The following is a 24,639-nucleotide window of genomic DNA, read 5'->3' on the forward strand; positions in this document are numbered from 1 at the left end:
GCCGACGCTCGACCAGTCGCGCTACCTGACCCAGGTGATGCGGCTGAAGATCGGCGACAGCCTGCTGGTCTTCAACGGCAGCGACGGCGAGTGGCGATGCGTCATCGCCGAGGTGCTCAAGAAGGGCGTGGTGCTGCGCGCCGAAGAGCAGGCGCGGCCGCAGGCGACCGGCCCCGATCTGGAACTGCTGATCAGCGTGGTCAAGAAAAGCGCGCTGGAGTTCGCGGTCGAGAAGGCCACCGAACTGGGCGTGCGGCGCGTCCGGCTCGTGGTCACCCACCGAACCCAGACTTCGCATGTGCGCATGGACCGTCTGGACGCCATCGCCATCGAGGCCGCCGAACAGACCGGGCGGGTCGATGTGCCGATGGTCGACGAGCCGGTGAAACTGGCCGAACTGCTGGACGGCTGGGAGGCGGGGCGCAGGCTGATGTTCTGCGACGAGACCGGCGGCGCGGTCGCCGGTCCGGCGCTGCAGGCCGCCGGCGAGGACCCGTGGGCCGTCCTGATCGGTCCCGAGGGCGGTTTCTCGCCCGAGGAACGCGAGCGGCTGAGGGCCCTGCCCTTCACCACCGCCGTGTCGCTGGGCCCCAGAATCCTGCGCGCGGACACCGCCGCCATCGCCGCCCTGACCCTCTGGCAGGCGGCCGTCGGCGACTGGGATCGATAACGAGAACCGCGCTACCCCTTGAGCGTTGCCGTCGGGTCGCCCATCTAGCCGCGACAAGAGGGGTTACAGATCCGCATGGCCGACGCCGAACCGCTTTCCCGGGAAGACCTGATCGGCGCCATGTCGAAAGGGGCCAAGCCCAAGGACCAATGGCGCATCGGCGCCGAGCACGAGAAATTCGGTTTCGACCGCACGACCCTGCGCCGGCCGGCCTATGAGGGCGAGAGCGGCATCCTGGCCATGCTGACCGGCCTGCAGCGGTTCGGCTGGACGCCGGTCGAGGAGGCGGGCCACGTCATCGCCCTGGAGCGCAGCAACCCCGACGGCACCACCGCCTCGATCAGCCTGGAGCCGGGCGGCCAGTTCGAACTCTCGGGCGCGCCGCTGAAGGACGTGCACGAAATCTGCGACGAGACGGGCCGTCACCTGATGGAGGTCAAACAGGTCGCCGACCAGATCAACCTCGGCTTCATCGGCGCCGGCTTCGACCCGATGTGGAAGCGCGAGGACGTGCCCGTCATGCCCAAGGGCCGCTACTCCATCATGCGGGCCTATATGCCGAAGAAGGGGTCGCTGGGCCTCGACATGATGTTGCGCACCTGCACCATCCAGTCGAACCTGGACTTCGCGGACGAGGCCGACATGGTCGCCAAATTCCGCGCCTCCCTGGCCCTGCAGCCGATCGCCACCGCCCTGTTCGCCTGTTCGCCCTTCATCGAGGGCAAGCCCAGCGGCTTCCTGTCGTCGCGGGCCAATGTCTGGACCGACACCGATCCCGACCGCACCGGCATGCTGGACTTCGTCTTCGCGGACGGCTTCGGCTACGAGCGCTACGCCGACTATGCGCTGGACGTGCCGATGTATTTCGCCAAGCGCGGCGAAACCTATGTCGATCTGTCTGGCCAGTCGTTCCGCTCATTCATGACCGACGGCCTCGACGCCCTGCCGGGCGAGCGGGCCACCAAGAAGGACTGGAACGACCATCTGACGACGCTTTTCCCCGAGGTGCGGCTGAAGTCGTATCTGGAGATGCGCGGCGCCGACGGCGGACCCTGGAGCCGGATCTGCGCGCTTCAGGCCCTGTGGGCCGGCGTGCTGTACGACGGCGCGGCGCTGTCCGCGGCCTGGGATCTGGTCAAGGACTGGGATATCGCCGACCACGAACGTCTGCGCCGCGACGTCACCCGTCTGGGCCTCAAGGCCGAGGTGGCGGGCCGGTCGGTGCGGGACGTGGCCGTGGACATGGTCCACATCGCCCGCGAGGGGCTGAAGAACCGCGCCCGCTTCTCGGGCGGAATGGTCGACGAGCGCGGCTATCTGTCGGAACTGGAAGACATCGCCGACAGCGGGGTCACCCCCGCCGACCGGCTGCTGGAGCTCTACCACGGGGAGTGGCAGGGCGATGTCACCCGGATCTACCGGGATTTCGCCTACTAGGCCGCGACGGTTCCTTAGGACAGGCGCGCCAGTTTGCGGGGCATGAGATCAGCCTGGGCTTCGATCATCGACTGGGATCACGAAACCCGCGGGATGGCGGGCGGAATGGCCATTGCGATCCTGTGCCTGATCGGAGGCCTCTGGTGGGTCACCGGCGACTTCAACTCTGCGGGACGGGCCGCGCGAGCCGAGGTGCGCGAGGCCCTGGGCGATCCGGGCTTGAACGTCGGCAAGCCCGACATCCGGCCTTATCCGACGATCGATGGAGAGCGCAGCTTCCGCACCCTTGTCTGCGGCCGGATCCAGAACGACCCGGCGCGCCCGTTCGCTGTGCTGGTGAAGGAGCACCGCCGCCGTCACAACGCCCTCCAGTTCCTCGGCAGCGGAGACAGGGTCGAACGACTGGCGTTGCCCGAGACGGGACCGTTGACGCCGGATCAGGCGGCCTTGCTGGATGCCTGCGAGGGCGATCAGCAAATCCGCTGATCCAACAACCTCCGTCATTCCGGGGCCGCGAAGCGGAACCCGGAACCCAGGAGGCCGGGCTCAACAGCCGGCGCCTGAAGCACCTGCGTCCGAACTCCTGGGTTCCGGGTTCTGGTCCCGGCTGTGCCGGTCCCAGCCCCGGAATGACGGCCGGAATTCAGGCGGGGCCGCCGTTCCGCCGGGCGCGGGCGACGTCCGCCGCGTTGCACTGGGCGACCTCGGCTTCCGTCAGCGCCAGACCGGCGCGGGCGAAGGTCGAGACCGGGCCCATCCGGCTGACGAAGCGGCGGCATTCGCGCATCAACGGCTGGGTCGTGCCTCCGCCACGGCCGGCGCAAGCGCCGCCGGGACCGCAGTTCCAGTTACGACCGTCGAGGTTCAGCTGGATTTCGCGGGGCTGCAGCAGGGTGGCCGCGGCGCCCGAGGGAGCGGGGGCGGCGGTCTGGACGGCGAGGGCCGCCATAAGGGACAGGACAAGCATGGTATCCTCCGGGGCTGGTCAGGACGAACGGTTCGATATAAAAGTGACCGTTCGTGCACCATTAAGTGACCGATCGGTCACTTTGAGTCAAGAGGCTTGATCGATGCCGCCCAAAGGCGACGCCACCCATGCCCGTCTGATCGACGAGGCGATGACCCAGGTCACCGTGCGCGGCCTGGCGGCGGTGAGTCTGGCGGATGTCGCGGGGGCGGCCGGCGTGTCCAAGAGCGCGGTGCTCAAGCATTTCCAGTCCAAGGAGACGCTGCAGGCCGAGGTGGTCGACGCCATGATCGACCGCTTCAAATCCGCCGTCTGGGATCCGGCCGAACCGCTGGAGCCGGGCCGCGCACGGCTGGACCGCATCTTCCAGGGCGAACTCGACTGGATCGACGGCGAGGACCGTCCCGGGGGCTGTCCGCTGAAGGCGGCGGCCATGGAGCTGGACGACCAGCCCGGCCCGCTGCGCGACACGCTGAAAGGCAGTCAGGTGCTTTGGGCCAGGACACTGAAGCGCGAGTTCCGGACCCTGTATCCCGAGGCCGACGACTCGATGCTGGAGCTCAAGGTATTCCAGTTCAAGGGACTGGTGCTGGCCTACGGCCATTCGCGCCGCCTGCTGGACGACGAGACCGCGCGCGGACAGGCGACGGCGGCATACCGGGCGCTTGTGGGCGCGGCTTGATCCCGCCTTCCGGGTGGCGGAGAGTGCGGCCGTACCGGTGAAGGGGCTCCGCACGTGATCATCCGTCTGACCGCCATCCTGATGGCTGCATCCGCTCTGACCGCCTGCGGCGCGTCCGAACAGACCGCCGAACCCGCCGCCGCGCCGGCAGCCACGACGGTCGCGTCACCGGCCGCGGCCGGCGACCGAACGGTCTTCAGCGATCCCGCCATCGGCATCGCCTTCGACCATGCCCCCGGGCGCCGCACCGGCCCCTGCCCCGATGTCGAAGAGGCCGGCTGCGTCGCTCTGTTTGAAGGCGATAAACACGTGATCTCCTTGCAAGTGAAGGACGGGGCGGTGGGAGCGGTGGCGGCGGCCGAGGCGGGCTTCGAGCGCAACTCGGACGGCGTGCTGATGACCACCTACGGCCGTTTCGCGCCGGTTCCGGTGGAGCCGTTCTCCGGCCCCGGCTGGACGGGCCTCAGGGCCCGTGTGACCTGCGGTGTCTCCGACGGGGAGACCGGCTTCCACGCCGCCGGCGGCGAATGCCTTTGGGCGGTGATCGGCGATGGCGAGCGGGCCGTCGTGGCCAGCACCCAGGGCATACTCGGCCTGGACGACGACACCATGCGGACTCTGACTTCGATCCGCTTCCTGCCGAGGGCCTGAGTCATGGGCGGCAAAATCCGCGTCGGCATCGGCGGCTGGACCTATGAGCCCTGGCGCGGCGTCTTCTATCCCGAGAAATGGAGCCAGAAGCGCGAGCTGGAATACGCCAGCCGGCACACGACCTCGATCGAGATCAACGGCACCTACTATTCGGGCTTCAAGCCCGAGACCTGGATGAAGTGGCGCGACGAGACGCCCGACGACTTCGTCTTCGCGGTCAAGGCCAGCCGGTTCTGCACCAACCGGAAAGTCCTCTCCGAGGGCAACGACAGCCTGGACCGTTTCCTGGATCAGGGCCTGACCGCGCTGGGCGACAAGCTGGGGCCGATCAACTGGCAGTTCATGGCCACCAAGAAGTTCGACCCGGTGGACTTCGAGGGCTTCCTGAAGCTGTTGCCGAAAGAGAAGGACGGGGTCCGCCTGCGCCATGCGCTGGAGGTGCGCAGCGGCACCTTCGAGACCGAACAGTTCTACGACCTGGCCCGCAAATACGGCGCGGCTGTCGTCTACGGCCACGACGACGAGGCGCCGCAGTGGCCGCGGATCGACCAGGACACCGCCGACTTCAAATACGCGCGTCTGATGTCGAGCCGCGAGGACGAGCCCACGGGCATGTCGGAGGCCGAGCTGGACGGGATCGTCAAACAGACCCGCGACTGGGCGAAGAAGGGCGACGTCTTCGCCTATTTCATCGCCGGGGCGAAGGTGCGCAATCCCGCGGCGGCGCAGGCGCTGATCGCGAAACTCGGGCAACCCTGAGCGCCACTGAGACGGCGGTGTGAAATCTGATCTGCATCAGGCGCAATCGACGCAAAACCTCCGCGCGATCCCCTTGAAAGCTTGATCGTACCGTTACCGGGGCGCCATCGCCGGTTCCTACCGTCCCCTGACCTTATTGGGGGATTTCATGAACCGTCACACAAACCGTCGCCTCGGCCTGCTGGCCGGGAGCGCCCTGCTGCTCGTCGCCGCCTCGCCGGCCCTGGCCCAGACCCATTCCATGGGCGGCGGCCCCGCCATCGAGCCGGGCGATCCGGCCGAGCCCGGGCCCACCAACCTCGGCGAGGTGATCGTCACGGCCACCAAACGCGAGACCAATCTGCAGGACACGCCGATCTCGATCTCGGTGGTCAATTCGGAAGACCTGTCCAACCGCCACGTCCAGAGCCTGATCGATCTGGCCGACGGCTCCGTGCCCGGCCTGCGCGTCGCCACCTTCGAGGCCCGCCAGTCGGCCCTGACCATCGGCATCCGCGGCATCGTTCCGCTCGACGCCAACCAGCCTGCCCGCGAACAGGGCGTCGGCGTCTATGTGGACGGCGTCTATCTGGGCCGCCAGCACGGCCTCGGTTCAGCCCTGCTGGATATCGAGCGCGTCGAGGTCCTGAAGGGGCCGCAGGGGACGCTGTTCGGCCGCAACACCGAGGGCGGCGCCCTGTCGCTGGTGACCCGCAAGCCGTCGGGCCAGTTCGGCATGCGCGCGGTCGCCGGGGTCGGCAATCTGGAGTCCTACAATTCGGAACTTCACATCGACTTCCCGGCGCTGGGCGACTTCGCCTTCAAGGTCGACGGGGTCATCCAGGTGCAGGGTCCGGTGACCTCGAACATCCTGCCGGGAGAGGAAGGCTTCGGTCAGTATGATCGCCGCGGCCTGCGCGCCCAGGTCCGCTGGACGCCGACCGATACCTTCACCGCCGACCTGGCCATGGACACCGGCCTGGACAAGAACACGCCCTTCTACAGCCAGTTGCTGAACTTCAACCCGCTGGGCCGGCCGGTCGTGCCCTGGAACTCGCCGACCGTGCCGTCGGGAAGCATCCGCGACCTGGCCCCGATCGTCATCGTCGAGGGCGAGGAGCGCATGACCGTCGCCGACATCGGCGTGCCGCAGCAGTGGAGCACCGACGAGACCAGCGGCGCCGACCTGCACCTGTCGTGGACGCCCACGGACACGCTCGAAATCCGCTCGATCACGGCTTACCGCGAGGTCGACGTCGACCAGTATGACAACATCGCCGGCGCCCACCGTCCGCCGGTCGTCGGACCCAACGCCAACTTCAGCCGGTATTCGCTGGCGGGTCTGTGGCAGCACCAGTTCAGCCAGGAATTCCAGGCCGTCGGCAACGTCGGCGACCGGTTCGACTATGTCGGCGGCCTCTACTACTTCAGGGAAACGGTGTCCGACGACGCGGCGACGCCCTCGACCAACCGCTGGAACGCGGACGGCACGGGCTACACCATCCTGGATCCGACGCCGACGATCCGCGGCTTCCGCTTCGTCGACCGCGCCTCGACCGCCCACTCCGAGTCGAAGGCCGTCTACGGTCAGGCGACCTGGACCCCGGCGGTCATGGACGACGCCCTGCACATCACCCTGGGCGGCCGCTACACCTGGGACGACAAGAACGGGGTGCTGTCGACCGTCAACAATGCGGCCACCAACTTCACCTTCGAAAGCTCTGTCGACCGCTTCGACCCGCTGGTCACCGTGGCCTGGGACGTGACGGACCAGGTGAATGTCTACGCCAAATATTCGACCGGTTACCGGGCCGGCGGCGCCTCCTCGCGCTCGCTGACCTACCGGTCCTTCGATCCGGAAGAGGTCCAGGCCTATGAGGTCGGACTGAAGAGCGACCTGTTCGACAACCGGGTCAGGCTGAACGCCGCGATCTACGCCATGGACCGCGAGGACAGCCAGATCGACTTCAGCCTTGTCACCGTCGTCGGCGCCTCGACCCGGAACACGCTGGAGACGATCAATGCCCCGGGCACGACGAAAATCCGCGGCGTCGAACTGGAAGGCCTGTTCCAGGTCACGGAAAACCTGCGCCTGTCGGCGGCCTACGCCTATACCGACACGGAAATCCCGCCGACGCAGAATCCGTTCACGGGCGTCGTCCAGCCGGTGTTCATCGTCTTCACCCCGCCGAACGCCGCAAACGTGGCCGCCGACTGGGAGTCGCCATTCAGCGGCGGCGTCTTCCGCGCCCACATCGACGCCAGCTACGCCGACGCGACCCAGACCTTCGACCAGACGGAGGTGAAGAACGACTCCTCCTTCATCGTCAACGGCCGTCTGGCCCTGACCGACATGCAGCCGACTCCGGGCGGCCCGATGGTCGAGGTGGCCCTGTGGTCCCGCAACCTGCTGGACGAAGCGCACGTCTATCGCCGCGACCCGGCCAACCGGGCGACCATCGGCGACTACGGCAACTTCAACGCCCCGCGCACCTTCGGGCTGGAAGTCCGTCTCAGCTACTGAGATCCCGGCGTCGTCGGCTGGTTCGCGAACCAGTCGACGATGCCGGCCATGTCGCGCTCGAAGCCGCCGGGGATGTAGATGTTCAGCACCCCGGCGCGTTTGTCCGTGCGGTTGGCGAAGTCGTGGGTCACCCCTGCCGCCGCGCGGATGAAGCTGCCCACGCCCGCGTCGATCCATTCGTCGCCGACCAGCAGGCTCATCGTCCCCTCGATGACGTAGAAGATGTCGTCGTGGTCGGCGTGGCTGTGCGGTCCGGGGCCCGAACTGTGCGGCTCCAGGAACCATTCCGAGATCGAATAGGTCGCGCCGGTCTCGGCCTCGTCGGCCTTGAACACCGCGCTCATCGCGCCCAGCGCATAGGCGCGGCCTTCGCCGGGGCCGAGGACGATGGGACGAAGGCGTTCGCTGTCGGACATTTCCCGCTCTCCCTGAACATCCGATCTTGTGCCGGACGCCTCAAAGGCACAACTGGGAGCGAGCCTCAGGAGCCTCCCCATGCCGATCGCCGCCCGCGCCTTCGCCGCCACGTCCAGCACCGCCCCGCTGTCGCCCTTCAGCTTCGACCGGCGCGATCCGGGCCCGGACGACGTGGCCATCGAGATCAAATATGCGGGCGTCTGCCACTCCGACCTGCACGTGGTGAAGAACGAGCTGGGCGGCAACACGACCTATCCCATCGTCCCGGGGCATGAGATCGCGGGCGTTGTGACGGCGGTGGGCGACAACGTCGCCCGCTTCAAGGTCGGCGACCGAGTCGGTGTCGGCTGCATGGTCGACAGCTGCCGCCAGTGCGCCCCCTGCCGCGAGGGCGAGGAGCAATACTGCGTCCCCGGCATGACCCAGACCTACGGCTCGCCCGATCCCAAGGGCGCCCCTGTGGGCCAGACCATCACCCAGGGCGGCTATTCCACCGCCATCGTGGTCGACCAGAACTATGTCGTGACCATCCCCGACAGCATCCCCCTGGACGCCGCAGCGCCCCTGCTGTGCGCGGGAATCACCACCTATTCGCCGCTGCGCCACTGGAAGGTCGGACCGGGTTCGAAGGTGGCGGTCATCGGCCTGGGCGGCCTCGGACACATGGCGGTCAAACAGGCGGCGGCCATGGGCGCCGAGGTCACCGTCCTGTCGACCTCGGACCGCAAGAAGGCCGACGCCGAGCGGATGGGGGCGAAGCATTTCCTCATCAACTCGGACAAGGCGGCGATGAAGGCTGCGGGCGAGAGCTTCGACCTGATCATCAACACCGTCTCGGCCACGCACGAGATCGCCAGCCATGTGCAGTTGCTGGCGAAGGACGGGACCATGGTCATGCTGGGCCTGACCACCGAGGGGCTGCCCGTCTACGCCATGGGCCTTCTGTGGCGGCGGCGTTCGGTGGCCGGTTCCCTGATCGGCGGCATCCGCGAAACCCAGGAGATGCTGGACTTCTGCGCCGAGCACGGCCTGGCCTGCGACATCGAGCTGATCGCCCCCGACCGGATCAACGAGGCCTATGAGCGGCTCGGGAAGTCGGACGTCCGCTACCGGTTCGTGCTGGATATGGCGCGGATCTGAAGAGGAACCACGCCCCGCCGGCCGCCCTTTCCGCGCAACCCCGCAGCCGCTACACCTGTTAACGAACAGGCTCCGCAAAGACGGCGCCGTCAGGGACAGGGAAAACGCACATGGCTCGAGTGGCTCTGGTCACGGGTGGCACCCGCGGCATCGGCAAGGCGATCGTCCAGCGCCTCAAGGAAGACGGCATGTCCGTTGCCGCCGGCTATTCCGGCAACACCGAGGCGGCCGAGGCGACGGCGAAGGAATTCGGCGTCATCGTGGTCAAGGGCAACGTCGGCAGCTTCGACGACTGCGCCCGGGCGGTGAAGGAGGTCGAGGACCAGCTGGGGCCCATCGACGTGCTGGTGAACAACGCCGGCATCACCCGCGACGGCTTCTTCCACAAGATGACCTCGGACCAGTGGTCGGACGTCATCCGCGTCAACATGGACAGCGTCTTCAACATGACGCGTCAGGTGATCACGGGCATGCGCGACCGCGGCTTCGGCCGCATCGTCAACATCAGCTCGATCAACGGCCAGAAGGGCCAGATCGGCCAGACCAACTATTCCGCCGCCAAGGCCGGCATGATCGGCTTCACCAAGGCGCTGGCGCTGGAGAATGCGCGCAAGGGCGTGACGGTGAATTGCATCGCCCCCGGCTATATCGACACCGAGATGGTGGGGGCCATGGACGAGAAGGTCCTCGCCGGAATCATCGCCCAGATCCCGGTCGGAAGACTCGGAAAAGGCGAGGAAATTGCCGACATGGTGTCCTGGCTGTCAGGCGAACGTGCCGGATATGTCACAGGCTGCACGCTGTCGTTGAACGGTGGTCAGTATCTGGTCGGCTGATCGGGCCCTGCCCAAAATCCGCCGTGTGCGGGTTTCACCACTGGCCGCCATGGAGTTGACGGCAGGGTCCAGAACGGCGCGAACGCCGCTTCCGGCCGCGATGGCGATCGCCCTCGCGGCTGCCGCCCTTTCGTTCGCCTCCACCTCCTCGGAAGCCCAGGCCCAGACGCGCGGCAACGCCCAGGCGGAACAAAGCCAGTCGCTGCGCAACAACGGCGCGGCCTCGCGCGCCCTGCCCCCCACCGGCCGTTATGTCTCGGAATCGGGCGAGGGCTTCATCCTCGACCGTTCGGGGCAGCGGCCTCTGCTGCGCTTTGACCGGCGCGACGAGACCTGGGTCCTGCGGCCGACCGCCGCGCCGCGCGGCGACGTCATCTACCGCAATGACGCGGGCGACCAGCTGCTGCGCGTGACCCCCGGCGGCGGCATGACGGTCTATACGCCGCGCGCGCCCGGCGGCTCGCCCGCCTCGCTTTCGGGCCCCGCCCCCAGCCTGACGCCGCCGACCCTGGGCCCGGCCCAGATGTTCCAGCTGATGACCCGCCGCAGCGCCATGCTGAGCCAGGCGCTGGGCCGGCTGATCGAGATCAACGTCGACACCGACGGCGCCGCCGAGAGCCTGACCGTCGAGGCCCTGATCCTGTCGACCGACGCGGCCCTGCGCATCGCCCGCTCGCCTTCGGCCCGCTCGTCGCTGGACCGGCTGCGCAGCATCACCATCGTCGACGGGCCGCGCGCCTCGGTGACCTACGCCCGCGGCGACCTGCGCATCGTGGTGTCGCCCACCCAGGGCGTGGCCGGCCGGCCGTCGTCGGCCCGGGTCATCGACGCCTTCCTGACCCCCGCCGCCGGACCCCGCAGACGCTAGTCAGCCGGCGAAGACGTCCTTGGCGGCGCGCCGGGCGGCGAACTGCGCCGCATCGACGGCCCGGACGAACGGATTGAACGCCTTCTCCGCCGCGATCGTCGTCGGAACGGTCGCCTCGCCCCGCTCGCGCATGGCGAAAATCTCGTCCGCCCGCGCACGCATCTCCGGCCGGTCATCGAGGCTCAGGGCGAAACGGGCGTTGGCGGCGGTATATTCATGGGCGCACCAGATCACGGTCTCGTCGGGCCAGGCCGCCAGCGTCTGCAGGCTGGCGTGCATCTGCTCCGGCGTCCCCTCGAACAGACGACCGCAGCCCAGGTTGAACAGCACGTCGCCGACGAAGGCCTGGGCGTCCGCCGCCGAGCGATAGACGATATGGCCAAGGGTGTGGCCAGGCGCGTGGGTGACCTCCAGCACGGTCTCGCCCAGCATCACCGTGTCGCCCCCGGCGACGATCCGGTCGATGGGCGCAGCCTTGCGCACCTCCTCGGGTCCGACGATCTCGCAGCCGGTCTCGTCCTTCAGACGGGCGTTGCCCTGGGTGTGATCGGGGTGCCAGTGGGTATTCAGGATCAGGTCCAGCCGGCCCCAGCCCGACCGCTCCAGGTCGTCCAGAATGGCGGCGGCGTCCGGCGTGTCGATCGCCGCCACCGTCCCTGTGTCCGCATCGCGGACCAACAGGCCGTAGTTGTCGTTGAGACAGGGGAAGATGCGGACGTCCAGGGTCATGCGCCCATCCTAGCAGCCCGCTCCGACCCGGCCTATGCTGGCCCCATGCGGCGCAGTATCGAGGACCTTCGCATCTTCTACGGCGAACCGGCGGGGGCGCTGGCGCGCCGGCTGCTGGCGCGGCGTCTGGACGACGCCTGGGGCGAGGCCGCCAACAGCGACGTCCTGGGCCTGGGCTACGCCACGCCGTGGCTGGACGCCTTCATCGGCGCGCGGCGGGTGGTGGCGGCCATGCCCGGCGGACAGGGGGTCGAACTGTGGCCCTCGGTCGGAAAGAACCGGACCCTGCTGGTCGACGACCGGCGCCTGCCCTTCGCCGCCGGATCGTTCGACCGCATCCTGCTGGTTCACGCGCTGGAAGAGGCCGACGACGCGGCCGCCCTGATGGCCGAGGCCGTGCGCGCGCTGTCGCCGGCGGGCCGCATCATCCTCGTCGCGGCCGCGCGCGGCGGGCTGTGGGCGCGGGCCGAGACCACGCCGTTCGGACATGGCCGGCCCTTCACGCGCGGCCAGCTGGAGCGTCTGGTCCGGGCCGCAGGGCTCGAGCCGACGGCATGGTCCCAGACCCTGTACGTGCCGCCGTGGGGGCCGCTGCTGCCTCTGGCCGACGGCTTCGAACAGATCGGCAAACGGCTCATGCCCGGGGCGGCGGGGGTCATTCTGCTCGAGGCGACGCGGCGGGAATACGCCCGCATCCGGCCCGGCGGGGCGGTGGCGACCGTCCCGGTGATGACCCCCGCCCTCCAGCCCCAGCCGGCGAACCGGTCGGGACGCGAGAAACTGCCCGACGGCGATCTGGCGGGAATACGCAAACGGCCTTAAAGCCACGGCCATGCAGAGACTGATCCTGATGCGCCACGCCAAGGCGGAGAAGAGCTCCGCCTCTGGCCGGGACCGCGACCGTCCCCTGTCGGACAAGGGCCGCGCCGACGCGGCCGCCATGGGCCGGGCCCTGGCCGCCCGGGGCATGAAGCCGGATCTGGCGTTCGTCTCTCCCTCGACCCGCACGCGTCAGACCTGGGACCTGCTGCACGACGCCTTCGGCGACGTGCAGGTGCGCGAGCCCGAGCCGCTGTACAACGGCGCCTCCGAAACCCTGCGCCGATACGTCGAGGGCGCCGAGGACGAGGCGGGCTGCCTGATGGTCGTGGCCCACAATCCGGGGATTCACCTGCTGGCCGTCGAATACCTGGTTGAAAGCGCCGCCTCGCCCTCGGTCCTGGAGCGTATGAGCGGCGGTTTCCCCCCGGGCGCGGCGGCGATCTTCATCGTGGACGTCGCGGGCCGCTGCACGTTCGAGGGCTTCCTGCAGCCGCGCGACCTGGCCGGGGAATGAGCGACGTCGCCTACAAGCTGGTCGACCGGGCCGAATGGTCCGCGGCGCGCGCCGACGGCGCCTACGCCGGCTCGGCGATCGATCGGGCGGACGGCTACATCCACCTGTCGGCCGCCGATCAGCTGGCCGAGACCGCCCGCCGGCACTATGCGGGCCGGGCTGACCTGATGCTGGTCGCGCTGGACCTGCGGCCCCTCGGCGACGATCTGAAATGGGAGGCGTCGCGCGGCGGGGCCTTGTTTCCTCATGTCTACGCGCCCCTGCCCGTCAGCGCCGCCATCGGGGAACGCCCGCTGTCGGTGGATGCGGACGGGGTGATGCGTTTCGAAGACGGAGCGGTCGGATGGCCCTGAACGACCTCGCCGCCGCCCTGCTGCGCCAGCTGGATCCCGAGGTCGCCCACGGTCTGGCGATCCGCGCCCTGCAGTCCGTTCCCCTGCCGGCGGCGCCCGCCGACGACGCCATTCTGCATACCACGGTCGCGGGTCTGGACCTGCCGAACCCCATCGGCCTGGCCGCCGGGCTGGACAAGAACGGCGAGGCGCTGGGCGGCCTCGCGCGCCTGGGCTTCGGCTTTGTCGAGTGCGGCTCGGTCACCCCGCTGGCCCAGCCCGGCAATCCCAGGCCGCGCCTGTTCCGGCTCGCGGAAGACCGCGCGATCATCAACCGTATGGGCTTCAACAACCTCGGTCTGGAAGCCTTCGCCGCGCGGCTCCAGAAACGCCCCCGGACGGTCGTGGTCGGCGCCAATCTGGGAGCGAACAAGGATACGGAAGACAAGGCGGCGGACTATGTGACCGGACTGAAGCGGCTGCGCGGGCTCAGCGACTATGTCACCGTCAATGTGTCCTCGCCCAATACGCCCGGTCTTCGCGCCCTGCAGGGCCGGGCGGCGCTGGACGACCTGCTGGGCCGGCTGCACGAGGCCCGCGCCGGCGATCCCACGCCCGTCTTCCTCAAGGTCGCGCCCGATCTGACCGCGGATGAGATCGCCCTGATCGTCGAGGCCAGCCTTGATCACCGGATCGACGCCCTGATCGTCTCCAACACCACCCTGGACCGGCCCGCCGGCCTGCACTCGCGGGATCGCGACGAGGCGGGAGGGCTGTCCGGCGCGCCGCTGAAGGCCCGCGCCATGCAGGCGCTGAACGCCGCCGCCGCCGCCTCGGCGGGCCGCCTGCCCCTGATCGCCGTGGGGGGGATCGATTCCGGGGCGGAAGCCTATGCCCGCATCCGCGCCGGAGCCGTCGCCGTCCAGCTGTACTCCGCCCTGATCTACGAGGGACCGGGGCTGATCGCCCGGATCAAGCGGGATCTGGCCGCCCGAATGCGCGCCGACGGCTTCTCCACAGTCTCGCAGGCCGCCGGTTTCTCACGTTGACGGAGCGTTAGGGCAACCCGGGCATAGTGAACGCGAGGCGATCACGTCTCGTTCGGGGTACTGCATGGCGATCGCCAAAGCCGAAAAGCAAGCTCACGGCCCTGCTTCCGAGGGCGACTGGGCGATTGCAATTCGTCAGCGACGCAAGGCGTTGCTGCAGCGGCTCGGCATGGCCGCGGCCGCCGCCATGATTTTCAGCCCCCTGCTGGGCTGGCCCCTGAGCGTCGCCTGGGTGCTGGGCTATTTCACCATCCAGGCCCTGGACGTCTGGGTCTTTTCGCCGATCAACAGCGGCCGGGTCGAACGTCTGACCGGCCTGCGCAATGTGGCCGGCTGGGTGATGCTGGTCATCAACGCCGGCTATTTCGGCAGTCTGTCGATCCCGATGTGGCTGCTGGGCGGGCCCATGGGCGGCATCTGCGCCGCCATGCTGCTCTCGGCGGGCTGCATCTATTCGGTGATCAACGCGCCCGGATCGACGCCCGTCATGCTCATGACGGCCTCGATGCAGTTCCTGTATCTGGCCGCCACGCCCTTCTTCATGACCGTCTACGGCGCATCGACCGGCTTCGTGACCGCCGCCGCCATCGCCGTCGGCGTCTTCATCACCTACTGCCTGTCGACGTGGCAGCGCATGAACGAGGCCCGCCTGGCCGAGAGCGCCGCGCGCGTCGAGGCCGATCAGAAGCGGATGGACGCCGAACGCATCATGGAGGGCCGCAGCGCCTTCCTGGCGGCGATCGGCCACGACCTTCGCACCCCCATCAGCGCCATCCTGACCGGCGCCGCCGAGCTGGAGCGCGGCGCGGCTGACTCCTCGGCCCGATCGCAGGCCCAGTTGATCACCGACGCAGGCTTCATGATGAAGGCCCTGCTGGACGACCTGCTCGACCACGCCAAGCTGGACGCCGGCCACATGACGGTCGAGCACGTCGACTTCAGCCTGCGCGACCTGCTGAACCAGACCGTCCGGCTCTGGCGCGGACCGGCGCGGGCCAAGGGCCTCAAGCTGCGGGTCGAGGGCGCGTCCTGCATCCCCGATTCGGTGCGCGGGGATCCGATGCGCCTGCGTCAGGTTCTGAACAACCTGATCTCCAACGCGATGAAATTCACCGACACCGGCTCCATCACCCTGCGCTTCAAGGCCTGGGCGGACGAGCCGGGCGGTCACGCCGTGCTGATCGAGGTGGCCGACACGGGTCCGGGCATGACCGCCGACCAGCTCGGCCGGCTGTTCACCCCCTTCGACCAGACCATCGCCGGCGTCAGCGCCGTCCACGGCGGCACGGGTCTGGGCCTGGCCATCAGCCGCCAGCTGGTCCAGCTGATGGACGGCCGGCTTACGGCGCGGAGCCAACCCGGCGCCGGGGCCCAGTTCACCCTGTCGCTGCATTTCCAGCCCGGCGAAGCCGTCGCGGTCGCGACCCCCGCCCTCGATCAGCAGAGCCGCGACGCCGTCGCCCGCGCCCTGTCCGGCCGACGCTCGGCCGCCGCCGAACAGATCGCCACGCCCCAGCCCCTCTACGAAGCCCCGCCGATCGACGCGCCGTTGATGGTCGAGGACGCCGCCGCGGAAGCCGATTATGACGACGAGGACGAGGGCCGGCCCATGCGGGTGCTGGTCGTCGACGACCATGACATCAACCGCCGCGCCATCCAGCTGATCCTGCAGCCGCTGGGCTGCGACATCGCCACGGCCGCGGACGGCATGCAGGCGCTCAAGGTTTGCGAGCACACCGCCTTCGACCTGATCTTCATGGACGTGCGGATGCCCGAGCTGGACGGTCGGGAAACCACCCGCCGCATCCGCGCCGGCGAGGGTCCCAACGTCGCCGTGCCGATCATCGCGGTGACCGCCGACACCTCGGCGGACGACATCGCCGCCTGCACGGCCGCGGGCATGACCTATTTCGTGCCCAAGCCGATCACCCCGCCGATGCTGCTGGGCGCCATCACCCATGTGATGACCATGGCTCAGTCGGCCGAGGCCGCCGAGGCGGAAACCGTCGCGGCCTGATCCCGCACCCCGGCGATCAGCCGGTCCGCGAAGCCGTCGGCCTTCATTCCGCACTCCCAGACCGTGACCACGCGCCAGCCCGCGGCCGTCAGCGCGGCCAGGCTGGCTTCGTCGCGGGCCCGGTTGCGATCGATCTTGGCGGTCCAGTAGGCGGCGTTGGCCCTGGGCTTCCTTGAGCCCCGCGCGCAATCGTGCCCATGCCAGAAACAGCCGTGCACGAAGACCGCGACCCGCCGACCCTTCATCACCAGATCCGGCCGTCCCGGCAGGCCCGCGCCGCCCAGCCGGTAGCCGATGCCGGCCGCGCGCAGGATGCGGCGCACGGCCAGTTCGGGCGTCGTGTCGCGGCTCTTCACGCGGCGCATGACCGCGCTGCGCTTCTCGGGGGTGAAGACGTCGGTGCTCACCAATCAGACCCCGCGCTCAAACAGCGAGCGCCCGCGGCGCGAGCGATAGCGCCCCTTAGAGCTGCGCCAGCAGGTGCTCGGCCGAGGACACCTTGAACTCGCCCGGCTGTTCGATGTTCAGCTGTTCGACCACGCCGTCCCTGACGAGCATGGAATAGCGCTGCGAGCGCTCGCCCATGCCGAAGCCCTTGGCGTCCATCGACAGGCCCAGCTGGCGGGTGAAGTCGCCGTTGCCGTCCCCCAGCATGACGATGTCGTCCTTGCCGATGCCCTGGCTGTCGGCCCAGGCGCCCATGACGAAGGCGTCGTTGACCGAGACGCAGGCGATCGTGTCCACGCCCTTGCCGGTCAGGTCCTCGCGCAGGTCCTTGTAGCCGGGCAGGTGTTTGGCGGAACAGGTCGGGGTGAAGGCGCCGGGCACCGCGAACAGGGCGACGGTCTTGCCCGCGAAGATGTCGTCCGTCGTGACCGGCCGGGGGCCGTCGTCGGTGGCGCGGGTCAGGTTCGCCGAGGGAATGCGGTCGCCGATCTGGACGGTCATGGGCAGGCTCCGGAATGGGTATGAGGACGAAACGTGCCGATCAGATAGGCGTTGCCGCAGCCCGCGCCAACCGCCTTGCGAAGGACGCCGTCGATGCCGATGATAGGGGCATGGACGAATTCCAATCCCTGGCGGGCCGGCTGCTGGTGGCGATGCCCGGCATCAGCGATCCCCGGTTCGAGCATGCGGTGATCCTGATCTGCGCCCACCGGCCGGACCACGCCATGGGACTGCGGCTGGATCGCCCCGCGCCGGGCGTGAACCTGAAGAAGGTGCTGACCAGGCTGGAGACGCCCCTGCCCCCCGACGCCGACAGCCGCGCCGTGCTGATCGGCGGGCCCGTCGACCGCGAGCGCGGCTTCGTCCTGCACACCGACGACTGGCTGGTCGACGACGCCTCCCTGGCCTTCGGCGCGGGCTTCGCCATGACCGGAACGCGCGAGGCCCTGCTGGCCATGGTCGATCCCGAGACGGGACCGCACCGCTCCGTCCTGCTGCTCGGCTACGCCGGCTGGGGCGACGGCCAGCTGGAGGACGAGCTGGGCGAGAACGTCTGGCTGGTCGCCGAGGCCGATCCGGACCTGATCTTCGACACCGACCACGAGAGCAAATGGGGCCGGGTGCTGGCGGGGCTGGGCGTGGACCCGGCGCAGCTGTCCGGACAGATCGGCCGGGCCTAGGCCGACCGCGCCTTGATCGGCGCCGTGCCGTCGGCCAGCGACTCGTTCAGATAGACCTCGGCCTCCTGCGCCGGCAGGGCCTGGGCGTAGCCGAAGCCCTGGCCGTAGTGGCACTGGGCCTCGAGCAGGAGTTTGGCGAGGCCGGCGTTCTCGACGCCCTCGGCGACAACGTCCAGACCCAGATCGCGGCCCAGATTGACCACCGACTTGACGATCTTGGCCGAGCCCTCGTCCTTGTCCATGGTCAGAACGAAATAGCGGTCGATCTTCAGCGTATCGAACGGCAGCTTGGCCAGCCAGGTCAGCGACGAGAAGCCGGTGCCGAAGTCGTCCAGCGCCAGCGACGCCCCGGCCTCGCGCAGCCGCGTCAGCGTCTCGGCCGCGCGCGAGGTGTCGCGCATGATGTCGCCCTCGGTCACCTCCAGCTTCAGCGCGCCCTTGGGCAGGCCGGATTCGGTGATGATCCGGGTGACGTCGTCGACCAGATCGGCCCGTTCGATCTCGCCGACGGACAGGTTGACGCTGCAGAACAGCCGGCCCGCCAGCGGATGCCGCGTCAGCCATTCGGCCAGCTGACGCGACGCCGAGGTCATCATCAGCAGGCCCAGCTCGTTCATCAGGCCCATCTCGTCGGCCAGTCCGAGGAATTCGTCAGGCGGCACCAGTCCGCGCTTGGGATGGCGCCAGCGGGCCAGGGCCTCAAACCCGGCGACCGCCCCGGTCAACAGGTTCACGATCGGCTGGTAGAAGGGCTCGATCTCGCCGCGGACGAAGGCGTTCCTGAGATCCGCCTCCAGCGCCAGGCGGGACAGGCTGTCGCTCTCCAGCGCCCGGCCATAGGCGGCTGCGCCGCCCCGGCCCGCCAGCTTGGCCTGTTCGACGGCCAGTTCGACGCGGCGCAGCAGTTCGGCGGGATCGGGCGCGTCCGGCCCGCCCTCGGCCGAGGCCGAACCGATCGAGACCGTCGGATAGATGTCGAAGCCGGCGATGCGCAGCGGCTGCTCCATCGCCTCGCGCACCCGTTCGGCGACCATGCCCGTGCCGCGCGGCGCCAGGACCGCGAATTCGTCCTCGCCGATGCGGGCGGCGTTGGCGTCGTGGGCGAAGGCGGCGTTCAGACGCGAGCCCAGCGCCGCCAGCACCAGATCGGCCCGCGCATGGCCCAGGGCCTCGTTCAGGCGGCGCAGGCGGTCCACGTCGGCCACCACCAGCTCATAGTCGCCGGGCTGGGTCAGGGTCTCGCCGGCGCGGGTCAGGAAGGTGCGGCGGTCCAGCAGGCCGGTCAGGTGGTCGCGGTGCGACGCGGCGAATTTGGTCTCGAGGGCGACGACCCCGGCGGCCCGCAGCCCGTCTTCCAGCCAGACGCCGCGCCAGATGCACATATCGGCGTCCCGCATGCGCAGGCGAACGGCGACCTCGGTCCCCTCCTCCTGCGGCTTGAGAATCTTTTCGGCCAGCGCGCGGTCCTGCGGCGAGGCCACGGCCGTGAAGGCCGCACCTGAACACTCCGGCGCCAGCGGACCGAGGCCGAGGGCGCGGGTGGCCCCGGTGAACCGCATCTGATCGTCGGCGGGCGTCCAGATCCACAGCGCCGTGTCCGCCGCGGCCAGGGCCTCGATGGCGGTCGTCGCGTCCCAGGCCAGACTTCTGGAGCGAGTGTTCAAACGCCTACCGGTCCTGACAGAACGGCCCCAAGGTCAGCCGCAGCGCGCGGCTCCGTCATTCACGACGCCGAACAGCAGATGGTCTGCCCAACCGCCGTTAATTTTGAGATAAGCCCGCGCCTGTCCCTCGAGTTCGAAACCGGCTTTTTCCAGCACCCGCCGCGAGGCGAGGTTGGCCGGCACGCAGGCCGCCTCGACCCGGTGGAGGTTCAGCTCGTCAAAGGCATAGGCGACCATGGCCCGCACGGCGGCCGTGCCGTACCCCCGCCCGGCGTAGGACTGGCCGATCCAGTAGCCCAGCGTGCCCGTCTCGGCCACGCCGCGGCGCACGTTCGAAAGGGTGATCGCTCCCACCAGCGCCTGATCGACGTCGGCGAAGATGAAGAAGGGCCAGGCGTTTCCCACTTCCATCTCGCGCGCATAGATGGTCAGGCGCCGCTTGAAGGCGGCCTTTGTCAGGTCGTCCTCGGGCCAGCTCGGCTCCCAAGGCTGCAGATAGGCGAAACCGGCCTGGCGCAGGGCGGCCCAGGCCTCGTGGTCGCCGGCGCGGGGCGCCCTCAGGGTGACGCCCGCGCCCTTGACGACCGGACCCGTCGCCTCATTGATCCAGTCCAGCAGGGCCATGGGTCAATTGTAGCCCAGTGTTCCCTGCGGGTGAACCTCATCCTCCGTCATCCCCGGGCCTGACCTGCGGGCGACGGCGCGAAACTAGCCGAAGAGGGCTTCCCGGAATGCGGCCCCGGCCGGCGCTGCCGCCCTGGGGCCCAGAACCGCGGTCGCGGCCATGTCGCCGGTCAGCGACAGGGCCGCCGCCGCGCGCACATCCCCGGCGGTCTGGGCCAGCATCCGCTCGGCCATGATGTCCGACGGGATCGGCGCGCCGAAGAGCAGGACCTGCGCCGCCGCGCGGTTGGCGCGCGCCGACGGGCTTTCGTCCGACATCCAGAGCCCGGCGTTCATGACCGCCTTGGCCCGCGACAGTTCCGCCGCCGTTGGACCGGTCTCCGCCAGGGCCCTCAGCTCGGCCGCGCAGACCCCGGCCAGTTCCACGGCCCGATCAGCGGCGGCGCCGGCGTAGATCCCGAGGATGCCCGCGTCCTCATATGGCTCGTGATAGGCGTCGATGGCGTAGGCCAGGCCCCGCTCCTCGCGGGCGCTCTGGAACAGGCGCGAGGCCATGCCGCCGCCGAGGATCTCGGTCATCAGCCGCGCCGCCGCATAGGCCGGATCGCCCGCCGCCGGGGCCGGCAGCTGGAAGACGATATTGGCCTGTTCGATCCGCCGCGACAGGGCCGCGTCGCCGCCGGTGAAGCGCGGGGCTTCGGGCTCGGCGGCGGGCGCCGCCGTCTGGTCGCCGAACCAGCGCTCGGCCAGGGCCAGCAATTCGGTCTCGTTCACCGCGCCCGACACCGCCACCACCATCCGGTCGGGCGAATACAGGCGCGCGCGCCAGTCGCTGATCGAGGCGCGGGTGATGGGCTTCAGGCTCTTCACCGAGCCCAGGATCGGGCGGCCCAATGGTTGCCCCCTGAAGGCCTGGGTCTGGGCCATTTCGAAGACGTGGTCGTCGGGCGTGTCGAAGGCCTCGGCGATCTCCTGGGCGACCACGTCCTTCTCGCGTTCGATCTCGTCGGAATCGAGCGTGGGGCGGAAGACGAGGTCCGACACCACCTGCATGGCCAGCGGCAGGGAGCCGTCCAGCGCGCGGACCTCGAAACTGGTGCGCTCATAGCCGGTGGAGGCGTTCAGCGAGCCGCCCTCGGCCTCGATCCGCTCGACGATCTCGCGCGCGCCCATGTCGCCCGCGCCCTTGAAGACGAGGTGTTCGAGACAATGGGACCAGCCGGAGGTCGCCTCGGTTTCCCATTTGGCTCCGCCGCGCACGGCGACTGTCAGGGCCAGGGTGCGCAGGCCGGGCATGGGATCACAGACGACGCGGACGCCGTTGGACAGGGTGTGCAGGGTGGCGGTCAGGAGTTCTCTTTCCCTGTCGCCTCGCGTGCGGAGCGAGGCTGTTTGAGGGTTCTGCGGAGCAGGACGATGTAGAAACAGGCCAGCGTCAGCGCCAGCCCGAACCAGGTCAGGGCGTAGCCGAGATGGTTGTTCGTAAAGGCGGCGGGCGGGGCCGAGGGTTTGAGCGCCAGCCACTCGGGATTGGACGAGGTGGTGGCGTAGACCATCAGCGCCATCACATCGCGCCGCACGCCCAGCGCCTCGGCCATGGCCATGTGATCACGGGCGAAGAAGCGGCGGCCCTCGGGCGGCAGCGCCATCGGTCCGGGCGGCGTGGACTGACGAAGTTGGCCCTCGATGCGGACCGGCGCGGTGGAGGCGCTGACCGGCGGGCGGGCGGATATCGTCTCCGGGACGAAGCCGCGATCGACGAGGACGGCGAAATCAAAACCGGCCGGGCGACAGACGGAGACCAGGCGCACGCCCGATTCGCCGTCATGGATGGTCTGAAGCTCGACATACGGGGCGGTCGCCAGACCGGGGCAGTCCATGCTCACCCGCGCGAACTCGCCGCGACGGAAAGCCGTCGGAGCATCGGAGACCGGCATGGCCCCGGCCGCCCCGGCTTCGGCGATCAGGCCGTTCTTCCACTGCATCCGCTGCACCTGCCAGACGCCCAGCGCCGCCAGCAGGACGAACGCCAGGGCGCAGACGAGGGTCAGGCCCCACGGGAACCGCTTCGGCGTCGTCGCGGTCGTCATTGCGCGCCCGCCTTGTTGCGCATCTGCAGGGCGATCATCACGCCCTTGCCCGGCCGCATCAGCCCGATCGACAGGGCGGCCACCAGCGGCAGGGCGACGGCCAGCATGGCCTGGATCGGCGGATTCCAGGCGATCTGGACGAACAGGGCGCCGAACACCGTGATCCCGCCGGCGATCTGCATGATGAAGATGGCGGCGCCGTCTCCGGTGTTCAGCCGGGTGAAGTCGAAGCCGCAGGCCCCGCACCGCTCGACCACTTTCAGAAACCCCGCGAACAGCGGCGCCCGCGCGCAGTTCGGACAGCGGCAAAGCAGACCGGCGCGGATCGGGTCGATCCGCGCCGGCTGAAGATCAAGCCCTGTGGGGCCGCCCGTCACCCGAAGGTGACGTAGACGAAGGCGAAGAGGAACAGCCAGACGACGTCCACGAAATGCCAGTACCAGGCGGCGGCCTCGAAGCCGAAATGCTTGGCCGGGCTCATCTGGCCGGCCAGCAGGCGCAGCAGGCAGACGATCAGGAAGATGGTGCCGATCAGGACGTGGAAGCCGTGGAAGCCGGTGGCCATGAAGAAGATCGAGCCGTACAGCCCCGAGTTCGCCGCTTCCTCGTTGAAGAACAGGTTCTCGTGGATGATGTGCTGGTACTCGTACGCCTGCACCCCGGTGAACAGGACGCCGAGGGCGACGGTGATGGCCAGGCCGATCTTGGCGGCCTTGCGGTCGCCGACCTGCAGCGCGTGGTGCGCCCAGGTGACGGTCGTGCCCGACAGCAGCAGGATCACCGTGTTCAGCAGCGGCAGCTGCCAGGCGTCCAGGGTCTCGACGCCCTTGGGCGGCCAGGTCGACCAGGCGGCGGCGGTGTCGGCCCAGTTGGCCACTTCCGGAATATGGGCGCGGGCTTCGTTGAAGACCGCCATCTCGAAGAACATCCAGAAGAAGGCGACGAAGAACATCACCTCCGACGCGATGAACAGCATCATGCCGTAACGCAGGCCGATGGAGACGACCGGCGTGTGATCGCCCGCCTTGCTCTCCTTGATCACGTCGGCCCACCAGCCGAACATCGACACCAGCACGCCGGCCAGACCGGCGAAGAACAGGGCGTTGTGACCCTTGGCCAGCAGGGCGACGGCCAGCTGACCGGCGTCATCGCCGACGATGCCCTTCATCCACACCACGGCGCCGACCATCATCACGGTCACGGCGATGGAGGCGACCAGCGGCCAGGGGCTGGGGTTCACCAGGTGGTAGTCGTGATGCGGGGTGGCGTGAGCGTCGGCCATCAGGGTCTCTTGAAGCGGTCGAGATACGTATGGGGCAGGCTATAGCGTCCGCTATCCGGCTGCGCCAGTGGGTTGGGCGCCGTTGGCCGCCAGCTCCGCCGACTTGGTCGGATAGAAGGTGTAGCTGAGGGTGATTTCGTGCACGCCGCGGCTCTCGCGATCCGTGGCCATCTCGGGCGCGACGAAATACTGGACGGGGAATTTCATGGTCTGGCCGGGCTGGATCGTCTGCCCCTCGAAGCAGAAGCACTGCAGCTTCTGGAAATACGGCCCCGCCCGTTCGGGCACCACATTATAGGCCGCCGTGGCGTGGATCGGCTGATCCGAGGTGTTGGTCACGTCGAAATACGCCAGGCCGGTCTCGCCGATTCGCACCCGCTGGGTGACCTGTTCGGCGCGGAAGGTCATCGGCAGGTCGCGCACATTGGTGTCGAACCGGATCAGCACCGTCTCGTCCAGCATCCGGTCCGGCGCCTCTTCGGCCTTTCGCACCGTGCCGTCGAAGCCGGTGACCTGGCAGAACATCCGGTACAGGGGCACCGCCGCGAAGGCCGCGCCGGTCATGCCCATGACAGCCAGGACGCAGACGATGGCGATGGCGTTCCGTGAGAGTTTCATCCGGCGTAGCCCACCGGCTGGCCCTCGGCCGCGGCTTCCTTGCGGGCCTCGATGTTCCGCTTGAGGTTCAGCACCGTCACGCCGAACACCAGCACGATGAAGGCCACCAGGGCGCCGGCGATGGCCCGGTTCCGCTTGTTGCGGGCTTGCAGCTGTTCGGGGGTCAGGCGGGTCATGGTCATTGCAGTCCGGGTATGGCGGCGACGCTCTCGACCAGCAGGGCCGCGAACAGCGCCATCAGATACAGGATGGAGAAGGCGAACAGGTTGCGCGCCGGTTTGGCCTCGACGCGGACATCATACAATGCGGCCTCTCGCCCCACGGCCTCCGCCTTGTCGGG

General features: G+C 69.0%; 29 protein-coding genes and 1 pseudogene. 16 read left to right on the top strand and 14 right to left on the bottom strand.

Features of this window, described 5'->3' with window-relative positions; genetic code table 11:
• From V6M42_RS11470 to V6M42_RS11480, 3 genes are all read left to right on the top strand, one after another.
• The coding region (locus V6M42_RS11470) for a 16S rRNA (uracil(1498)-N(3))-methyltransferase (RefSeq protein WP_332678563.1) at positions 1-670 on the top strand (670 nt) is incomplete at its 5' end.
• Positions 671-745: 75 nt separating this feature from the next.
• Positions 746-2,107, top strand: coding sequence for a glutamate--cysteine ligase (locus V6M42_RS11475; protein ID WP_332678564.1), 1,362 nt, complete (start codon positions 746-748; stop codon positions 2,105-2,107).
• A 42-nt stretch (positions 2,108-2,149) separates the two neighbouring features.
• Positions 2,150-2,593, top strand: a complete 444-nt coding sequence (locus tag V6M42_RS11480; protein ID WP_332678565.1) for a hypothetical protein — start codon at positions 2,150-2,152, stop codon at positions 2,591-2,593.
• 157 nt (positions 2,594-2,750) lie between these two features.
• Here the strand turns inward: V6M42_RS11480 and V6M42_RS11485 are convergent, their stop codons facing one another.
• Complete coding sequence (locus tag V6M42_RS11485; protein WP_332659737.1) at positions 2,751-3,074, bottom strand: CC_3452 family protein; 324 nt, start codon at positions 3,072-3,074, stop codon at positions 2,751-2,753.
• A gap of 103 nt (positions 3,075-3,177) precedes the next feature.
• Between V6M42_RS11485 and V6M42_RS11490 the strand changes: the two genes are divergently transcribed.
• The 4 genes from V6M42_RS11490 (at position 3,178) to V6M42_RS11505 (ending at position 7,669) form a co-directional block, all read left to right on the top strand.
• Positions 3,178-3,756 carry a TetR/AcrR family transcriptional regulator gene (locus V6M42_RS11490; protein WP_332678566.1) on the top strand — a complete coding sequence of 193 codons (579 nt, stop codon included), beginning with the start codon at positions 3,178-3,180 and terminating at the stop codon, positions 3,754-3,756.
• A 54-nt stretch (positions 3,757-3,810) separates the two neighbouring features.
• The gene (locus tag V6M42_RS11495) at positions 3,811-4,407 is read left to right on the top strand and encodes a hypothetical protein (RefSeq protein ID WP_332678567.1); all 597 of its coding nucleotides are present in this window, start codon (positions 3,811-3,813) and stop codon (positions 4,405-4,407) included.
• Positions 4,408-4,410: 3 nt separating this feature from the next.
• Positions 4,411-5,166 carry a DUF72 domain-containing protein gene (locus V6M42_RS11500; protein WP_332678568.1) on the top strand — a complete coding sequence of 252 codons (756 nt, stop codon included), beginning with the start codon at positions 4,411-4,413 and terminating at the stop codon, positions 5,164-5,166.
• 148 nt (positions 5,167-5,314) lie between these two features.
• The gene (locus tag V6M42_RS11505) at positions 5,315-7,669 is read left to right on the top strand and encodes a TonB-dependent receptor (RefSeq protein WP_332678569.1); all 2,355 of its coding nucleotides are present in this window, start codon (positions 5,315-5,317) and stop codon (positions 7,667-7,669) included.
• Here V6M42_RS11505 and V6M42_RS11510 read toward each other — a convergent pair.
• Positions 7,663-8,085 (bottom strand): cupin domain-containing protein, encoded by a 423-nt coding sequence (locus V6M42_RS11510; RefSeq protein ID WP_332678570.1) that lies wholly within the window; start codon positions 8,083-8,085, stop codon positions 7,663-7,665. The two genes, V6M42_RS11505 and V6M42_RS11510, sit on opposite strands and share 7 nt — an antisense overlap.
• Before the next feature lie 79 nt (positions 8,086-8,164).
• Between V6M42_RS11510 and V6M42_RS11515 the strand changes: the two genes are divergently transcribed.
• The 3 genes from V6M42_RS11515 (at position 8,165) to V6M42_RS11525 (ending at position 10,930) form a co-directional block, all read left to right on the top strand.
• Positions 8,165-9,226, top strand: a complete 1,062-nt coding sequence (locus V6M42_RS11515) for an NAD(P)-dependent alcohol dehydrogenase (RefSeq protein ID WP_332678571.1) — start codon at positions 8,165-8,167, stop codon at positions 9,224-9,226.
• 110 nt (positions 9,227-9,336) lie between these two features.
• Positions 9,337-10,062 (top strand): acetoacetyl-CoA reductase, encoded by a 726-nt coding sequence (gene phbB, locus V6M42_RS11520; RefSeq protein WP_332659747.1) that lies wholly within the window; start codon positions 9,337-9,339, stop codon positions 10,060-10,062.
• A gap of 100 nt (positions 10,063-10,162) precedes the next feature.
• Entirely contained in the window at positions 10,163-10,930 is a 768-nt protein-coding gene (locus V6M42_RS11525; protein WP_332678572.1) for a DUF4908 domain-containing protein, read from the top strand.
• Here the strand turns inward: V6M42_RS11525 and gloB are convergent, their stop codons facing one another.
• Positions 10,931-11,659: a hydroxyacylglutathione hydrolase gene (gloB, locus tag V6M42_RS11530; protein WP_332678573.1), complete on the bottom strand. Its 729-nt coding sequence runs from the start codon at positions 11,657-11,659 to the stop codon at positions 10,931-10,933.
• 45 nt (positions 11,660-11,704) lie between these two features.
• Here gloB and V6M42_RS11535 point away from each other — a divergent pair, with 45 nt between their 5' ends.
• From V6M42_RS11535 to V6M42_RS11555, 5 genes are all read left to right on the top strand, one after another.
• Entirely contained in the window at positions 11,705-12,481 is a 777-nt protein-coding gene (locus tag V6M42_RS11535) for a methyltransferase domain-containing protein (RefSeq protein ID WP_332659750.1), read from the top strand.
• A gap of 10 nt (positions 12,482-12,491) precedes the next feature.
• Positions 12,492-12,995 carry a SixA phosphatase family protein gene (locus V6M42_RS11540; RefSeq protein ID WP_332678574.1) on the top strand — a complete coding sequence of 168 codons (504 nt, stop codon included), beginning with the start codon at positions 12,492-12,494 and terminating at the stop codon, positions 12,993-12,995.
• Entirely contained in the window at positions 12,992-13,348 is a 357-nt protein-coding gene (locus tag V6M42_RS11545; RefSeq protein WP_332678575.1) for a DUF952 domain-containing protein, read from the top strand. The genes V6M42_RS11540 and V6M42_RS11545 overlap by 4 nt, the downstream gene beginning before the upstream one ends.
• Positions 13,339-14,376, top strand: coding sequence for a quinone-dependent dihydroorotate dehydrogenase (locus V6M42_RS11550; protein WP_332659756.1), 1,038 nt, complete (start codon positions 13,339-13,341; stop codon positions 14,374-14,376). The genes V6M42_RS11545 and V6M42_RS11550 overlap by 10 nt, the downstream gene beginning before the upstream one ends.
• 64 nt (positions 14,377-14,440) lie before the next feature.
• Complete coding sequence (locus V6M42_RS11555; RefSeq protein WP_332678576.1) at positions 14,441-16,393, top strand: ATP-binding protein; 1,953 nt, start codon at positions 14,441-14,443, stop codon at positions 16,391-16,393.
• On the opposite strand, the gene V6M42_RS11560 is transcribed toward V6M42_RS11555, so the two are convergent.
• Positions 16,351-16,800, bottom strand: coding sequence for a very short patch repair endonuclease (locus V6M42_RS11560; protein ID WP_332659759.1), 450 nt, complete (start codon positions 16,798-16,800; stop codon positions 16,351-16,353). The genes V6M42_RS11555 and V6M42_RS11560 overlap by 43 nt on opposite strands.
• A 55-nt stretch (positions 16,801-16,855) precedes the next feature.
• Positions 16,856-17,341 (bottom strand): peroxiredoxin, encoded by a 486-nt coding sequence (locus V6M42_RS11565; protein WP_332659762.1) that lies wholly within the window; start codon positions 17,339-17,341, stop codon positions 16,856-16,858.
• 110 nt (positions 17,342-17,451) lie between these two features.
• Here V6M42_RS11565 and V6M42_RS11570 point away from each other — a divergent pair, with 110 nt between their 5' ends.
• Positions 17,452-18,021 (top strand): YqgE/AlgH family protein, encoded by a 570-nt coding sequence (locus V6M42_RS11570; protein WP_332678577.1) that lies wholly within the window; start codon positions 17,452-17,454, stop codon positions 18,019-18,021.
• On the opposite strand, the gene V6M42_RS11575 is transcribed toward V6M42_RS11570, so the two are convergent.
• The 9 genes and pseudogenes from V6M42_RS11575 to V6M42_RS11615 form a co-directional block, all read right to left on the bottom strand.
• Positions 18,018-19,685: a putative bifunctional diguanylate cyclase/phosphodiesterase gene (locus tag V6M42_RS11575; protein WP_332678578.1), complete on the bottom strand. Its 1,668-nt coding sequence runs from the start codon at positions 19,683-19,685 to the stop codon at positions 18,018-18,020. The genes V6M42_RS11570 and V6M42_RS11575 overlap by 4 nt on opposite strands.
• A 33-nt stretch (positions 19,686-19,718) precedes the next feature.
• Positions 19,719-20,309: a GNAT family N-acetyltransferase gene (locus tag V6M42_RS11580; protein ID WP_332659768.1), complete on the bottom strand. Its 591-nt coding sequence runs from the start codon at positions 20,307-20,309 to the stop codon at positions 19,719-19,721.
• 84 nt (positions 20,310-20,393) lie between these two features.
• On the bottom strand, positions 20,394-21,605 hold the full coding sequence (locus tag V6M42_RS11585; protein ID WP_332678579.1) for a M16 family metallopeptidase: 1,212 nt from the start codon (positions 21,603-21,605) through the stop codon (positions 20,394-20,396).
• Positions 21,606-21,655: 50 nt separating this feature from the next.
• Positions 21,656-22,399 (bottom strand): SURF1 family protein, encoded by a 744-nt coding sequence (locus V6M42_RS11590; protein WP_332659771.1) that lies wholly within the window; start codon positions 22,397-22,399, stop codon positions 21,656-21,658.
• Positions 22,396-22,776 (bottom strand): DUF983 domain-containing protein, encoded by a 381-nt coding sequence (locus V6M42_RS11595; protein ID WP_332678580.1) that lies wholly within the window; start codon positions 22,774-22,776, stop codon positions 22,396-22,398. The genes V6M42_RS11590 and V6M42_RS11595 overlap by 4 nt, the downstream gene beginning before the upstream one ends.
• Entirely contained in the window at positions 22,773-23,681 is a 909-nt protein-coding gene (locus tag V6M42_RS11600; protein ID WP_332659773.1) for a cytochrome c oxidase subunit 3, read from the bottom strand. Before V6M42_RS11600 ends, V6M42_RS11595 begins: the two co-directional genes overlap by 4 nt.
• A gap of 51 nt (positions 23,682-23,732) precedes the next feature.
• The gene (locus tag V6M42_RS11605) at positions 23,733-24,299 is read right to left on the bottom strand and encodes a cytochrome c oxidase assembly protein (RefSeq protein WP_332678581.1); all 567 of its coding nucleotides are present in this window, start codon (positions 24,297-24,299) and stop codon (positions 23,733-23,735) included.
• A complete protein-coding gene (locus tag V6M42_RS11610) occupies positions 24,296-24,475 on the bottom strand; it encodes a hypothetical protein (protein ID WP_332658099.1) in 180 nt (59 codons plus the stop codon). The genes V6M42_RS11605 and V6M42_RS11610 overlap by 4 nt, the downstream gene beginning before the upstream one ends.
• A gap of 2 nt (positions 24,476-24,477) precedes the next feature.
• Positions 24,478-24,639 (bottom strand): annotated as a pseudogene (locus V6M42_RS11615) (heme o synthase); the annotation flags it as partial.

It is taken from the genome of Brevundimonas sp., assembly GCF_036677305.1.
Classification (GTDB): domain Bacteria; phylum Pseudomonadota; class Alphaproteobacteria; order Caulobacterales; family Caulobacteraceae; genus Brevundimonas.